8 protein-coding genes and 1 tRNA gene are annotated in these 15,823 nt (G+C 71.9%); 2 read left to right on the top strand and 7 right to left on the bottom strand.

All coding sequences use genetic code 11. From position 1 onward, the window contains the following. The first annotated feature begins 76 nt into the window (after positions 1-76). Positions 77-1,309, top strand: a complete 1,233-nt coding sequence (gene manD / locus ABD234_RS10840; RefSeq protein WP_038372742.1) for a D-mannonate dehydratase ManD — start codon at positions 77-79, stop codon at positions 1,307-1,309. Positions 1,310-1,469: 160 nt separating this feature from the next. On the opposite strand, the gene ABD234_RS10835 is transcribed toward manD, so the two are convergent. From ABD234_RS10835 to ABD234_RS10815, 5 genes are all read right to left on the bottom strand, one after another. Then, a complete protein-coding gene (locus ABD234_RS10835; RefSeq protein ID WP_344356032.1) occupies positions 1,470-2,846 on the bottom strand; it encodes a copper amine oxidase in 1,377 nt (458 codons plus the stop codon). 283 nt (positions 2,847-3,129) lie between these two features. After that, complete coding sequence (locus ABD234_RS10830) at positions 3,130-10,164, bottom strand: hypothetical protein (RefSeq protein WP_344356030.1); 7,035 nt, start codon at positions 10,162-10,164, stop codon at positions 3,130-3,132. 361 nt (positions 10,165-10,525) lie between these two features. Continuing rightward, the gene (locus ABD234_RS10825; protein WP_344356028.1) at positions 10,526-11,155 is read right to left on the bottom strand and encodes a hypothetical protein; all 630 of its coding nucleotides are present in this window, start codon (positions 11,153-11,155) and stop codon (positions 10,526-10,528) included. A 114-nt stretch (positions 11,156-11,269) separates the two neighbouring features. Then, positions 11,270-12,583, bottom strand: a complete 1,314-nt coding sequence (locus ABD234_RS10820; protein WP_344356026.1) for a mechanosensitive ion channel — start codon at positions 12,581-12,583, stop codon at positions 11,270-11,272. Positions 12,584-12,743: 160 nt separating this feature from the next. Next, complete coding sequence (locus ABD234_RS10815; RefSeq protein WP_344356024.1) at positions 12,744-13,211, bottom strand: GNAT family N-acetyltransferase; 468 nt, start codon at positions 13,209-13,211, stop codon at positions 12,744-12,746. A 150-nt stretch (positions 13,212-13,361) separates the two neighbouring features. On the opposite strand from ABD234_RS10815, the gene ABD234_RS10810 reads away from it, so the two are divergent. Then, positions 13,362-13,865, top strand: coding sequence for a heme-degrading domain-containing protein (locus ABD234_RS10810; RefSeq protein ID WP_344356022.1), 504 nt, complete (start codon positions 13,362-13,364; stop codon positions 13,863-13,865). Positions 13,866-14,046: 181 nt separating this feature from the next. Here the strand turns inward: ABD234_RS10810 and ABD234_RS10805 are convergent. Together ABD234_RS10805 and ABD234_RS10800 are read right to left on the bottom strand one after the other, a co-directional pair. After that, positions 14,047-14,130 (bottom strand) — tRNA-Leu (locus ABD234_RS10805). Between the two features lie 207 nt (positions 14,131-14,337). After that, positions 14,338-15,798, bottom strand: coding sequence for an amino acid permease (locus tag ABD234_RS10800; protein ID WP_344356020.1), 1,461 nt, complete (start codon positions 15,796-15,798; stop codon positions 14,338-14,340). Positions 15,799-15,823 lie beyond the last annotated feature (25 nt).

Genomic DNA, 15,823 nt, shown 5'->3' with positions numbered 1-15,823 from the left:
CGGGGCACCAGGCGGACACAATCCCGCTATCAGCCGATGCTGCCTGTCATCCCCGCTCGGAAGGAGCGCCCCCGCCATGGCCACGATCGAGAAGGTCGACGTCCTCATCACCAACCCCACCCGGAACTTCGTCACCCTCAAGGTGACGACCTCGGACGGGGTCACGGGCCTGGGGGATGCGACGGTGAACGGGCGCGAGCTGTCGGTCGCCTCCTACCTGCGCGATCACGTCGCCCCGATCCTCATCGGCCGGGACCCCGAGCAGATCGAGGACACCTGGCAGTACCTGTACCGGGGCGCGTACTGGCGCCGCGGACCGATCACCATGGCCGCGATCGCCGCGGTCGACGTCGCCCTCTGGGACATCAAGGGCAAGACCGCCGGCAAGCCGGTCTACCAGCTGCTGGGCGGCGCGGTGCGGCGCGGCCTGCTCGCCTACGGCCACGCCTCGGGTGCGGAGCTGCCGCAGATCTTCGACTCGATCCGCGAGCACCAGGAGGAGGGCTACCGGGCGATCCGCGTGCAGACGGCGGTGCCCGGCCTGGGCCAGGTGTACGGCGTCGCCGCCGCCGGGGCGACCGCGGCGGGCCGCTACGACTACGAGCCCGCCCGCCCCGGCCTGCGGCCGACGGAGGAGACCTGGGACACCCGCGCCTACATGCGCCACCTGCCGACGGTGTTCGAGGCCGTCCGGGCGGAGTTCGGCCCGGAGATCCCGCTGTTGCACGACGGCCATCACCGCATGACGCCGAACCAGGCGGGCCAGCTGGGCCGGGCGCTGGAGCCCTACGACCTGTTCTGGCTGGAGGACTGCACCCCGGCGGAGAACCAGGAGGGCCTGCGCCGGGTGCGCTCGATGACCACCCAGCCGCTCGCGATCGGCGAGATCTTCAACACCATCTGGGACTACCAGACCATCATCTCCGAGCAGCTGATCGACTACGTGCGCTCGGCCGTGACGCACACCGGCGGCATCACGCACCTGAAGAAGATCATGGACTTCGCCTCGGTCTACCAGATCAAGTCCGGCTTCCACGGCCCGACCGACATCTCCCCCGTCGGCCAGGCGGCGGCGCTGCACCTGGGGCTGGCGATCCACAACTTCGGCATCCAGGAGTACATGCGCCACAGCGACGAGACGCTCTCCGTCTTCGAGACCTCGTACACCTGGCAGGACGGCCTGCTGCACCCGGGCGACACCCCCGGCCTCGGCGTCGAGTACCACGAGGACGCCGGCGCCTCCTACGAGTACTCGCCGGCATACCTGCCGGTCAACCGCCTGTCCGACGGGACCATGCACGACTGGTGAGCCCCGGGGGCCGATGCCCGGGTCCCGATGTTCCCGGGGCCGATGCCCGGGTCCCGGTGCCCCGGGGTCCGATGGTCCCGACCGCCCTCCCCTCGGAGCAGCAGGACGCCCCGCCATCCCGTGGCGGGGCGTCCTGCTGCTCCGAGGCGATGGCACTGGCTCAGGTCGGCTCCTCGTGCCACTCGCTGTCGGGGACCCCGTTGACCTCTTCGTGGCCCTCCGGGAGGTCGAAGCGCTGCGCGGTGAGGCCGCGGGGCACCAGGCCGAACCCCTGCCAGTGCATCTCCATGGGCGACTGGTCCTCGTCCCGGGGCACGTGGTGGAAGCCGACCGCGACCCAGGAGACGACGTCGTCCAGCGGCTCGCCCTGGCCGTCGGCGACGAAGTCGGGGACCCCGTCGCCGCAGGGGCCGTCGTTCTTCACCGCGTAGATCTGGCAGTCATCGGCGTTGGTGAACGCGACGTCGTAGCCGGCGCCGGCATCGTGCACATGCGCCCCGTCCTGCGTCTGCTCGTCGACGAACGTGAACGAGTCCGTGCCGGCCAGATCGATCTCGTAGGAGATCGGGCGCCCGTCCTCGTTCAGGACCTCCGGGTTCAGCACCCGCCACCAGCGCCTCTCCTGCCAGTCGGCGGTGGTGGGATGCTCGAGACGGGTCAGGGATCCCGCGATGATGGGGGCGTTCTCCCCCATCTCGCCGGTGGGCTCGGCGTCGTACTGCTCGACCTGCATGCCGCTCGGGCCGCCGAGCGCCCAGTCGACCCGCCACACGGCGTTGTGGGAGTGGCTGGTGGCGTGCTCGTCCTGACCGATGTCGGATCCGTGGTCCGCGTCGCTGTAGTCCACCGGCGAGAGGTCGCCGGTGGCGCCCAGCTGCACGTCGATGGAGCCGTCCGCGCCGAAGGTGTACTCGGTGAGGTACTCGTACCAGCCGACCCGCGAGACCGTGAACAGCTGCAGGTCGGTGCGGCGGGCCGCCGCCGGCGCCACCCGGTCGCTCGAGTGGTAGGCGACTCCGCCGTCGACGACGCTCGAGCACAGCACCTCGCGCCGCTCGGTCTTGCCGTAGGTGCCGTCGCCGATGTTGGGGATGTCGAAGGACAGCCTGTCCCCCGGGCAGACGTCCGCGCCGAGGGTCTTCATCTTGATGCCGCCGAAGCCGGCCTCGGTGATGTCGTACGTGTTGCGGCCGCCGTCGTCGTAGGGCACCTCGAGCTGGGAGATCGACAGCGTGTCGATGAGGCTGATTGGCTCGGCGCCGGGCGGCGTGATGTGGATGTTCGAGAGGACCAGACCGAGGTCGGGGTCGATCGACGAGCACAGGGACCAGGTGGCCCCGCTGGAGAGCACCTGGTCCAGGCGCTGCGCGCCGTCCTCGCAGGTGATGTCCGCGGGGGCGGCCGATGCGGTCCCGGTGGGTGCGGCGGGCCCCTGCTGCGGGCGCTCCCAGGGACGCGTGAGACCGAGGGTGATGCACAGGGCGAGGACGACCGCACCGGCGATCGCGATCCTCGGCCAGGTCACGAATCGTGTCATGTCACCAGAATTCTTCGTCCGATAGGGATCCACCATGCCGCGAAGCGATGGCGAGGGCCTGCGAAGCATTCTCGGCGGCCCGTGCCACGCTATCACCCGCCGTGCCGGGCATTGCTGTCAGCGTCGCGGCCGAGGGGCGGTTGACCTGGCCCGATGTCCTTCGCGGGAATCCGGGCCGGAGGGTGGGACGGGCCGGCAGCGGCGCGTGGTCCCGGGGGTCCTCACAGAGAAAGGTGGCGACCCGCTCTCGCGGGCCGCCACCTTTCCTGGGGCTACTGAACGATCAGCTCTCGTCCGTTCCCATGCCGCGGTTGCGGGCGATGAGGAACAGGGAGCCGACGATCATGAAGATCGCGCCGACGCCTGCGAGCGGAAGGAGCTCAGCACCGGTGCGGGGGAGCTTGCCCCACCCGCCCTTGTTGTCCGAGCCGTTCCCGGAGCCGTTGCCGGATCCGTTCCCGTTGCCGTTGCCGGAGCCGTTGCCGTTCCCGCCGTTGCCGCCGTTCCCGTTGCCGTTCCCGCCGTCACCGCCGTTCCCGCCATTGCCGCCGTTCCCGCCGTTCCCGCCGTTTCCGCCGTTCCCGCCGTTCCCGCCGTTCCCGCCGTTCCCGCCGTTTCCGCCGTTCCCGTTGCCATCGCCATCGCCATCGCCATCGCCATCGCCATCGCCATCGTCGTCACCGGCGGTGACCTCGAGCGGAGCGCTGACCTGGGCGCCGTTGGCGTCCGTGGCGACGATCGCGTAGCCGGTGCCGGCTGCGGCACCGCCCGGGACGGTCACCACGGTGCCGTCGGGGATGTTGCCGTCGGCGTCGGTGGTCACCGTGACCGCAGCGCCCAGGGCGTTGCCGTCAGGATCGACCAGCTGGAGCGAGACCTCGGTGTTCGGCAGCCAGCCGCCGGAGGTCACCGCGGAGTCGTCACCGGCCTTGACCGGCGAGCCGGCCTCGATGGTCGGTGCGTACACCTCGATGGTGTCCTCGCCGGCGTTGCCGTCGGCGTCGGTCACCGTCACGGTGTACTGACCCGCTGCGGCATCCGCCGGGATCGGCACCGCGGTGCCGGCCGGGATGGAGCCGTCCTCGTCGGTGGTCACCACGATCGGGTCGCCCACGGGGTTGCCCTCGGGGTCGACCAGCTGCACGGTCACCTCGCTGCCCGGGTTCCAGCCGGTGGAGACCACATCGGACTCACCACCCGCGGGGACCGGGGACTCGACCTGGACCACCGGAGCGATGGTCCCGGCCTCGACGACCTCGAGCGGTGCGCTGACCCGCGCGCCGTTCGCATCGGTGCCGACCACGGAGTAGTCGGTGCCCGGGGCCGCGTCCTCCGGCACGGACACCATGGTGCCCATCGGGACGTTGCCGTCGGCATCGGTGGTCACCGCGACCGCGTCGCCCAGGGGCTCGCCCGAGGGATCGGTCAGCTGCAGCGAGACCTCGGAGTTCGGCAGCCAGCCGGAGGAGGTCACCGGGGTCTGCCCACCGGCCGCGACCGGCGAGCCGGCCTCGATCGAGGGAGCGTAGACCTCGATGGTGTCCTCGCCGCCGTTGCCGTCGGGGTCGGTCACCGTCACGGTGTACTCGCCGGGTCCGGCATCGGCCGGGACGGGCACCGAGGTGCCGGCCGGGACGTCGCCGTTCTCGTCGGTGGTCACCACGACCGGGTCGCCCACGGGGTTGCCCTCGGGGTCGACCAGCTGCACGGTCACCTCGGTGCCGGGGGCCCAGCCGCCGGAGGTCACCTCGGACTCACCGCCGGCAGGAACCGGCGAGGAGGCGTCGACGACCGGTGCCACGGACCCGGCCTCGAGGACCTCGAGCGGGGCGCTGGCGTTCGCGCCGTTCGCATCGGTGCCCACGATGGCGTAGTCCGCTGCGGGAGCGGCGTCCTCGGGGACCGCCACGGCGGTGCCGTCGGGGATGCGGCCCTCGGCGTCAGTCGTGACCACGACCGGGTCGCCCACCGGATCACCCTCGGGGCTGGTCAGCTGCAGCGTCACCTCGGACTCCGGCAGCCAGCCGGTCGAGGTCACCGGGGACTCGCCACCGGCCGCGACCGGGGACTGCGCCTCGAGCTGCGGGGCGTAGACCTCGATGGTGTCCTCGCCGCCGTTGCCGTCGGGATCGGTCACCACCACGGTGTAGTCGCCGGGGATCGCGTCCTCGGGGATGTGCACCACGGTGTCGGCCGGGATGTCGCCGTTCTCGTCGGCGATCACGGTGACCGGGTCGCCCACGGGGTTGCCCTCGGGGTCGGTCACCACGATCGTGACCTCGGTGCCGGGCTCCCAGCCGCCGGAGTCCACGTCGGCATCGCTGCCGGCCGGGACCGGGGACTCGACCTCGACGGTCGGGTCGACGGTGCTCGCCTCGGTGACCTCGAGCGGTGCGGTGACGTTCGCGCCGTTCGCATCGGTGCCGACGATCGCGTAGTCGGTGCCGGGTGCGGCATCGGCCGGGATCGGCACGACGGTGCCCTCGGGCAGGTTGCCCTCGGGGTCGGCGGTCACGGTGACCGGGTCGCCCAGGGGGTTGCCGTCAGGATCGGTGAGCTGCAGCGTCACCTCGGAGTCCGGCAGCCAGCCGGTCGAGGTCACCGGGGACTCGCCGCCCGCCGGGGCCGAGCCGGCCTCGAGCTGGGGAGCGTAGACCTCGATGGTGTCCTCGCCGGTGTTGCCGTCGGGATCCGAGGCCGTGACCGTGTACTCGCCGGGCGCGGCGTCGGCCGGGATCGGCACCACGGTGCCGGCCGGGACGTCGCCGTTCTCGTCGGTCGTGACCGTGACCGGGTCGCCCACCGGGTTCCCCTCGGGATCGGTCAGCTGGATCGTGACCTCGGAGCCGGGGGCCCAGCCGCCGGAGGTCACGTCCGAGTCGCCACCGGCCGGGACCGGGGACTCGACCTGGAGCTGCGGGGCGATGGTGCCGGCCTCGAGCACCTCGAGAGGTGCCTGGGCGGTGGCGCCGTTGGCGTCGGTGCCGACCACGGAGTAGTCCGGACCGGGGGTCGCGTCCTCGGGGACCGGCAGCAGCGTCCCGTCGGGGACGTTGCCGGCCTCGTCGGTCGTCACCGTCACCGGGTCACCCAGGGGTGCACCGGAGGGATCGGTGAGCTGCAGCGACACCTCGGAGCTGGGCAGCCAGCCGGAGGAGGTCACCGGGGTCTCGCCACCGGCCGCGACCGGCGAACCGGCCTCCAGCACGGGAGCGTAGACGTCGATGGTGTCCTCACCGGAGTTGCCGTCGGCATCCGACGCGGTGACGGTGTACTGGCCCGCGGGGGCGTCCGCCGGGACCGGCACGACCGTGCCCGCCGGGACGTCGCCGTTCTCGTCGGTCGTGACCGTGACCGGGTCGCCCACCGGGTTGCCCTCGGCGTCGGCCAGCTGAACCGTCACCTCGGAGCCGGGGGCCCAGCCGCCGGAGGTCAGCGTGGACTCGCCACCGGCAGGAACCGGCGAGGAGGCGTCGACCTGCGGGGCGATGGTGCCGGCCTCGAGCACCTCGAGAGGTGCCTGGGCGGTGGCGCCGTTGGCGTCGGTGCCGACCACGGAGTAGTCCGGGCCCGGCGTCGCATCCTCGGGAACCGGCAGCAGCGTCCCGTCGGGGACGTTGCCGGCCTCGTCGGTGGTCACCGCGACCGGGTCACCCAGGGGTGCACCGGAGGGATCGGTGAGCTGCAGCGACACCTCGGAGCTGGGCAGCCAGCCGGAGGACGTCACCGGGGTCTCGCCACCGGCCGCGACCGGCGAACCGGCCTCCAGCACGGGAGCGTAGACATCCACAGGGGCCTCGGCGGAGTTGCCGTCGGCGTCGGTGCCGGTGACCGTGTACGCGCCGGCCGGGGCATCGGCCGGGACCGGCAGCATGGTGCCTGCCGGGATCGCGCCGGTGTCATCGGTCGTGACCGCCACCGGATCGCCCACCGGAGCACCGGAGGGATCGACCAGCTGGACGGACACCTCGGAGGCCGGAGCCCAGCCGCTCGAGGTCACCTCCGTCTCGCCACCGGCCGGGACCGGGGACGTCGCCTCGATCACCGGGGCGATGGTGCCGGCCTCGGTCACCTCGAGGGGTGCCTGGGCGGTGGCGCCGTTGGCGTCGGTGCCGACCACGGAGTAGTCCGGGCCGGGGGTCGCATCCTCGGGGACCGGGATGACGGTGCCGTCGGGGACGTTGCCGGCCTCGTCGGTGGTCACCGCGACCGGGTCGCCGACGGGCGAGCCGTCGGGGGCCGTGAGCTGCAGCGACACCTCGGAGCTGGGCAGCCAGCCGGAGGAGGTCACCGGGGTGTCATCGCCCGCGGCGACCGGCGAGCCGGCCTCCAGCACGGGGGCGTAGACGTCCACAGCGGCCTCGGCGGAGTTGCCGTCGGCATCGGTGCCCGTGACGGTGTAGGCACCCGCCGGGGCATCGGCCGGGACCGGCAGCATCGTGCCGGCCGGAACGGCGCCCGCGTCGTCGGTCGTGACCGGGATCGGGTCGCCCAGCGGGGCGCCCGAGGGGTCGACCAGCTGGAAGGAGACCTCGGAGCCGGGGGCCCAGCCGCTGGAGGTCAGCTCCGTCTCGCCGCCGGCCGGGACCGGGGACGTCGCCTCGAGGACCGGGGCGATGGTGCCGGCCTCGGTCACCTCGAGAGGAGCCTGGGCGGTCGCGCCCTGCGGGTCCGTGCCCACGATCGAGTAGTCGGTGCCGGGCGCCGCGTCCTCGGGGACGGGGACGACGGTGCCCTCGGGCACGTTGCCGTCGGCATCGGTCGTGACGACCACCGGGTCGCCCAGCGGCGCACCCGAGGGATCGGTCAGCTGCAGGGAGACCTCGTCGTTCGGCTGCCAGCCGGAGGAGGTCACCGGGGACTCGCCGCCGGCCGGGGTCGGCGAACCGGCCTCGAGCACCGGGGCGTAGACGTCGACGGCCGCCTCGGCGGTGTTGCCGTCGGCGTCGGTGCCGGTGACGGTGTAGGCACCCGCCGGGGCATCGGCCGGGACCGGCAGCATCGTGCCCGCCGGGATCGCGCCGGTGTCATCGGTGGTGACGGGGATCGGGTCGCCCAGCGGGGCGCCCGAGGGGTCGACCAGCTGGAAGGAGACCTCGGAGGCCGGAGCCCAGCCGCTGGAGGTCAGCTCGGTCTCGCCGCCGGCCGGGACCGGGGAGGACGCCTCGAGGACCGGGGCGATGGTGCCGGCCTCGGTCACCTCGAGAGGAGCCTGGACGTTGGCGCCCTGGGCGTCGGTGCCGACGATCGAGTAGTCGGCGCCGGGCGCCGCATCCTCGGGGACGGGGACGACGGTGCCCTCGGGCACGTTGCCGTCGGCATCCGTGGTCACCACGACCGGGTCGCCGACGGGCGAGCCGTCGGGGGCCGTGAGCTGCAGGGTCACATCGTCGTTCGGGAGCCAGCCCGAGGAGGTCACCGGGGACTCGCCGCCGGCCGGGGTCGGAGAGCCGGCCTCCAGCACGGGGGCGTAGACGTCGATCGCCGCATCGCCGGTGTTCCCGTCGGGATCGGTGAGGGTGATCGTGTACGCCCCGGCCGCCGCGTCCTCGGGGATCGGCACCACGGTGCCGGCCGGGAGGTCGCCGTTCGCATCGGTCGTGACCGGGATCGGGTCGCCGACGGGGTTCCCGTCGGGGCCGGTCAGCTGCACCGACACCTCGGTGTTCGGCGACCAGCCGCCCGAGGTGATCTCGGACTCGCCGCCCGCGGGCACCGGGGAGGTCGCCTGGACCTCGGGGGTGATCGCGGTGCCGCAGGCGTCGATGCGGACGCCGGCGTTGCCGAAGCCGAGGCGCGCCGCGCCGCCGGCCACGCCGAAGCTCAGCGCGGAGACCTCGAGGCCCGTGAGGGTGGTCTGCCCGTCGGCGGTGGTGCACTCGACCTCGCGCTGGTGGTTTATCTGCACCGAGAACACGTTGGCCGCGATGAGCTCGAGGAAGGGATCGACGGCGGCACGCACCGGGACGGTGATCATGTCCGTCTTGATGGTGGTGAATGCGTCGTACAGCAGCCCCGAGGGATCCGAGAGGGCGTCGTTGACAGGAGCCATGACGGTTCCCATGGTCCCGACGACCGTGTCGATGGTCGTGCAGGTGGCGAAGCCGGTCAGGCCTGCGGGGTTGCACTCGTAGTTGGAGACCTCCCCGGCGAGGGTCATGTCCCAGCTGGCGGTGGTGCCGTCGATCGCCGTGACCGTGGTGTGGATGTTGACGCTGTCGAGGGACGCGATCGCGGTGTCGACCGCGAGGGTGATGACCTCCTCGATCACGTCGTGCACGCTCGAGGCCACGAAGGGGTAGGTGTCCGAATCGATCAGCTCGGTGTTCGGATCCTGGTTGTTGAGGCCGACGGGACGATCGATCACGCCGTCGTCGTTGCCGCCGATGCGACCGAGGTCGACCTCCAGGGTGCCCTCGCCCAGGTTGATCGTGGCCAGGCCGTCGTCGGTGGAGATCTCGTCCAGGAGGATCGCGTTCATCACGTCCTCCTGGATGGTGCTGGTCACCTCCGTCTCGACGGTCATGCCTGGCAGCAGCGTGCCGAAGTTGAGGGCGGCGTTGATCGCCTCGACGACCGCGTCCTCCATCTGGCCCGCGGCATCGCTGACGCCGGCGCCGGCGTCCTCGATGGCCGGCGAGTGCAGGTTCAGCTTCAGCTCGCCGATGCGGTACTGGCCCGCGCCGCCGACGCCGTCGGGGTCCAGGAAGGTGCCGTCCTCGGCGGTGACGTGCGCGCCGCCCAGGCCGAAGGACAGGTCCGCCTGGTCGATCATCTGATCGGTGATGCCGCTGGTGCCGGTCGCGTCGAAGACGGAGAGCAGGTCGATCTGCGCGGTGCCGAAGTCGCTGTCGGTGCCGTCGAGGGTGAGGCCGCCGTCGGCCCCGGCGATGCCGCTGATCGCGTCACCGTTCTGGCCGTCGGTGGCGGTGGCCTCCGACTGGATCACGCCGACCTCGCCGAAGGCGAGCAGCTGATCCAGCGGGATGGTGATGCCGTTGCCGAAATCGACGACTTCCCCGCCGGCGATATCGCCGCTGAACGGCTCGCGGTTGGGGCCCGGGTTCGACACGGAGCCCGCGTCGGACTGGGCGAGGGCGAGGAGATCCTCGCCGCCGAGCTCGAGGCCGGCGATGCTGGCCTCCGCCTCGGTGGGCTCATCAGGGTAGGTGTTCAGGCCCAGCGCAGATGCCGAGCTGGAGCCGACCAGGGTGCACACGACACCCAGCGCGAAGCCCGAGAAGAGCTTCGGTCGCCAGGCGACCCGTCGATCGGAGGGACGTGGCGCCGAGGCCGGTCCGGAGCGAGTGTCGAGCATGACAATCCTTCCACTGGATAGAAAGACGAGGGCGCCGTCGTGACCCATCGTTCGGCGACAGCACAGCCCCCTCACAGCCATCTAACATGAGAGCTTCATCACGAGTCCACTCCGTGGGATTCTTCGTGCAGGTGTCTGTTTTCTCGGCCCCCGGCATACCGGACTTTTGGCCAGGAACCGACGGCTTCATGGACAACTGTGAACTAATCCGCAGGTCAGAGCCTTGTTTCTGGACGAGAGGCCAGGAGTTCGCCGCCGCGGCGGCCGCAGCGGGCCCCGCGGTCGTCCTCAGGGACCATCAGATCGCTTCCGCGCCCTGACCGGCCGCGGAGCGTGTGATGTCCCGCACGAGGGGCCGATGTCAGCTGCCGAAGTCGACGTACCAGAGCCCGTCGGAGGCCCGGACCATCGGCGAGGGGAACTCCGTGCCGTAGACGGTCAGGCGGATGCTGCCGTCGCCCTGGACCTCGGTGTCTATCCCCTCCGGCGTGAGCAGCTCCCCGAGGTTCTTGAAGTCCTCGGTGGAGTCGGCGTCGGTGCTCGCGGCGAGGATCTCCTCGCAGTCGCGGATCCTGGCTCCGGCGAAGGGCTCCCGCGTGAACGGGTCGAGCATGACGCCGCACGCGGCGTCGTGATCGCCCCGGCCGAGCGCCCGGACGAAGACGAGGAACTGCGCCTTCGCATCCTCCTCGTCCTGCGCGGAGACCCCGCCCTCGGAGGTCTCCTCCGTGGTGGGCTCCTGCGTGGTGGGCAGCGCGCTGGTGGCCTCCTCCGTCGGCTCGCCCGTGCTCTCCGTCCCGGCCGAGGGCGTCGGCGCGGTCGGACCGGAGCGGTCGTCCCCCTCGCGGTCGAGCACGAGCACGACCACCACGATGACCGCGGCGAGCAGCGCGAGGGCGAGGAGGCAGCCGCAGCCGATCCCGGCGTACATCGGCCAGCCTCGGCGGCGGGGCGCAGGAGGGCCGGGCAGGGGCGACGCGGAGTACGACATGACGAGCCTTTCGCGCGGAGGGTCGTGCAGAGCCGGGACGTCCCCGCGACGTGCGCAATGCGATGGACCCCGGCACCGATGGTGCCGGGGTCCGTCGTGGGATGCGAGTCGTGCTCAGATGCCGGAGGAGTCCGCAGTCGGTGCCGGAGGCGGCCCCTGCTGCTTCTTCTGCTCCATGCGGGCGAGCGTGCGGGCGGCGGCGTCGCGGCCGCCCAGGCCGAAGGCCAGGACCGCGGCGGCGGCGAGGCCGATGACCAGGGCGCCGAAGGCCATCTCGATGATCGAGTCGGCCACTCCCATGCTCTTGAGGCCCATGGCCACGAAGAGCGTGATCGTCACGTACTTGACGATGGTGGCCATCTGGCCGGAGAGCAGCTTCTCCAGGAAGGTGGCGATGAAGAAGCCGGCGGCGATGATCGCGGCGCCGAAGACGATGGATCCGCCGAGCTCGAGGATCTGGCTCAGCAGCGCCGTGATCTGCGGGAAGCCGAGCACCTGGGCCGCCATCACGGCGAAGAACAGCACGATCGCGATCTCCACGATCCGGGTGATGGCGGGGACGGCCGACTTGTCCGCAGGCAGGATGTCGAGCTTGCGCAGGTTCGCATCCAGGCCGGCGCCGGTCAGCACCTGACCCAGCAGGTCGGAGGCGAAGCGGGCGATGATCACGCCGATGCCCAGCAGGACCAGGGCCGCGACGATGTTGGGGATGGCCGCCAGCAGCGTGGAGAGCATCTGCTCCGCGGGGCGGGAGATGCTCGCGATGCCGAGGATCTGCAGCGCCGCGATCGACACGAAGATCATGATGATCCCGAAGACGACGTTGCCGAGGATCTCCGCGACGTTCGGGCCGTCGGACTTCGCGGCGGCCGGGGCGGGGTGCCCGGGTGCCTGGCCGGCGGCGGGCGCCTGGCCGGCGGCCGGTGCCTGGGCATGGGTCGGAGCCTGCGCGAACGGGGCGCCGCTGTCGCCGGCGACCTTCGAGACGCCGGCCTTGGCGCGGCCCATGAGCTTGCCGAGGTCCACCGCGCCGAGGGCGGTGACGATCAGGGACTTGACGATCTTGGCGAGCATCAGGCCGATCATGAAGACGACGCCGGCGCCGATCACGTTGGGCAGGTACGTCAGCACCGTCCCGAGCATCGCGGTGACGGGGCTCAGCACGCCGTCGAGCTGGAAGATGCCCAGGATGACGATGAGGCCCAGCAGCCAGACCAGCAGGGAGGCGATCGCTCCGAGGGACTGGCCCAGGGACGCGGCGTCGACGCCCGGCCGATGCAGGAACCTCAGCTTCGTGGCCGCCTTCGCCACGAGGTTCTTCACGACTCCGGCCAGGATGGCCGTGATGATCAGGATGGCGATGGCGGCAAGAAGTCTGAATCCGAGCCCCACCCAGTCGTAGGAGGTCAAGGTGTCCACAGCGGTCATCTCCTCAGCAGTTCTGGAGTGCGCCGCGTCCGGGGATGTGACCTCGGTCGCAGCGCGCGAGCCACTTCAGGGTAATGACCTGGCAATCTGTTGACCAGGGGTTCCTGGGAATTTGATTACGAATCGGCTACGACCTGCGGTGTCAGGGGTGACCGATGGGTCATGCCGGGTGCAGGGACAGGGAGAAATAGGCCGAGCACGGGTCCTCCCGGTACTCGGCGAACGGCCCTGTCTGCGCGAATCCGTGCCGCGCGTAGAGCCGGTGCGCGGCGGCGAAGAAGGGATCGGTCCCGGTCTCCAGGGCGAGCGTCTCCAGGCCCTCCTCCTGCGCGAGGGCGATGATCCGGCCCAGCACCGCGGCGCCCACGCCCCGGCCCCGCGCCGGCGGGGCGGTGCGCATCGACTTCACCTCGCCGAGCCGCCCGTCGTGGCGCTGCAGCGCCCCGATCCCGAGCAGGGTGCCGTCCTCCTCCCGGGCCGAGAGCAGCGTGATCGACGGATCGGCGAGGGCGTCCGGGTCCAGCGCGTGCACGCTCTCGGCCGGCGAGGTGCGGTGCATCTCGCCCAGGTGCTGGGCGAGCAGGGCGAGGACGTCGGCCCGGTGCGGGTCGTCCGCGGAGATGATCATGGGGTCCTTTCGTGGCGTGGGATCGCCCGCCAGTATCGGACGGACCGCTGCGCGAGCCTCACCCGGGGGCGGCGCGAGATCCGATCGTGACGTCGCGGCCGCGGCCGGACCGCCTTGACCGGTCCGGCCGGGATTGCCACACTCGCCGGCATGACGCCCACGCTCCCGGAGCTGCTCGCCCAGGAGGACGCGCTGGTCCTCCCCCGCTTCACCCATGACGACGCCTGGTGGCTGGGCGGGCGCCTGGTGGACCTCGCCCGGGAGCGGGAGCTGCCGATCCTCATCGACATCCGCCGCGGCGAGCTGCAGCTGTTCCAGCACGCCCGCCCCGGCACCAGCCCCGACAACGCCTCCTGGGTCGCGCGGAAGAACGCCGTGGTGCGGCGCTTCGGCCATTCCTCGCTGCTGATGGGGCAGAAGTACCGCGACCGCGGGACCACCTTCGAGGAGGCCACCGGCCTGCCCCGGGACCGCTATGCGGCCCACGGCGGCGCGTTCCCCCTGATCGTCGCGGGGGCCGGCATCATCGGGACCGCCACGGTCTCCGGACTCGCCCAGGTCGAGGACCACGCCCTGGTCGTCGAGGGGCTCCAGGCGCTCCTCGCGGAGCAGCGCGGGGGCGCGGCGCAGGAGGGGGCCGACGCGGGGTCGTGAGCCCGACGAGGGCGGTGGGGCCCGGGAGATTCGTAGGGCCCTGGGTCGTAAGGCCCTGGAGGGTCGTAGTGCCCTGGAGATTCACGGAGCCGTGGCGGAGGTGCGGCTCCTCGCCCGCGCAGCGCTGCGGCCGGGAATGCGAGAACCCCGGCTCACCAGGTGAGCCGGGGTTCTCATGCGGTGCGCGAGGGGGGAGTTGAACCCCCACGCCCTTTCGGGCACACGGACCTGAACCGTGCGCGTCTGCCTATTCCGCCACTCGCGCATCTCTCCGGCGCCGGGTTGTAACCCACCGAAGCCGAAGGTTCCTTCAGCTTACCTGCTGGTCTGCGAAGTCCCAAACCGCCGGGGCCGATGGTAACGACGATCACGTTGCCGGCCGCGACAGGGCGGCAGAGGCCCTCCGCCAGCGGGCGCCGATGCCCTCCGCCGGCGGGCAGCAGCGCCCTCCGCCGGCGGACGGCGGCCTCCGTCACCGGACGGCGGCGGCCTCCGCCTCGGCCTCGGCGGCCTCCGCGAAGGCGGCATCGGTCGCGGCGGGGTCGATCCGGTGGCGCACCACCACGACGTACAGCACCGTCACCAGCAGCACGACCGGCACGCCGACCAGGGCCGCGAGCTGCAGGTCGCGCACCACGGCGATGGTCGCGAACACGCCGACCACTCCGACCAGGCCCGCGACGGCGGTGGCGACGCCGCCGGGCAGGCGGAAGGTCTCCTGGCCGTCGCGGCCGCGCCAGTAGGAGATGTAGCTGATCAGGATCAGCGCCCACACCAGCAGCACGGAGAACACCACGAGGCTCATCATGTAGCCGAACACGCCGCCGGCACCGGTGAAGGCGAGCACCGCCGCCAGGACGATGCCGGCGGTGCTCATGGCGATCCCGCGCACCGGAACGTGGCGGGGAGAGAGCCGGTGGAGGAAGGCCGGGGCCATCGCATCGGCCGAGAGCGAGTGGAGCATGCGGCTACCGGCGTAGAGGTTCGCATTGGCCGCCGAGAGCGCCGCGATGAGCACGATGATGTTCGTCAGCGAGGCGGCGCCCGGGATGCCGATCCGGTCGAAGACCAGCACGAAGGGGCTCGCGGTGACGTCCTCCCCGGCGCCGGAGGCCTGCTGCCACGGCAGCAGCGCGACGACCAGGCCCACCGCGAGGACGTAGAAGAAGGCCAGGCGGATGATCGTGGTGCGCGCCGCGGTGCGGATCGCGGTGCCGGGATCCTTCGCCTCGGCCGCGGTGATCGACAGCAGCTCGATCCCGCCGAAGCTGAACATCACCACGCTCATGGCGATCCAGATCGAGGCCGCGCCGTTCGGGAGGAAGCCGCCGTCGCCGGTGAGGTGCGTCAGCCCCGGGGCCGGGGAGCTGGGCAGCCCTGCGAACACGAGGAACGCGCCGATGAGGATGAACACCAGCACGGCGACGACCTTGATGCTCGAGAGCCAGAACTCGATCACGCCGAAAGAGCCGACGCTGGCGAGGTTGATGCCCACGATGATGGCGGCGAACAGCACGATCCCGGCCCACAGCGGGACGCCGGGCGCCCAGTAGGTGAGGTACGTGGCGCAGGCGACGAGCTCGGCCCCGGTCACGCAGATGGTGACGAACCAGTACAGCCAGCGGGTCAGGTACCCCCAGTACGGGGAGAGGAAGCGGGCGGCGAGGGTGCCGAAGCCGCCGCGCACGGGGTAGCGCGAGGCCATCTCGCCCATGCTCAGGGCGATGGTCGCGGCGATCGCGGAGCCGAGGGCGAAGCAGACGATGACGGCGGGACCGGCGATGCCGATCGCGGCGCCCGAGCCGAGGAACAGGCCGGTGCCCAGGGCCGAGCCCATGGCGATCATGGCCATCTGCCCGTGCGTCAGCGAACGGGACAGGGAGCTTCCGGCGGACGCCGCGGGGGATGCGGAGGAGGAGGGTGCGGAGTTCACCCCAGGGATCCTACGGGCGCGGCGC

The sequence above is a fragment of the Brachybacterium phenoliresistens genome (assembly GCF_039530785.1).
Lineage (GTDB): Bacteria > Actinomycetota > Actinomycetes > Actinomycetales > Dermabacteraceae > Brachybacterium > Brachybacterium phenoliresistens.
This window is presented reverse-complemented; position numbering and strand designations above follow the sequence as displayed.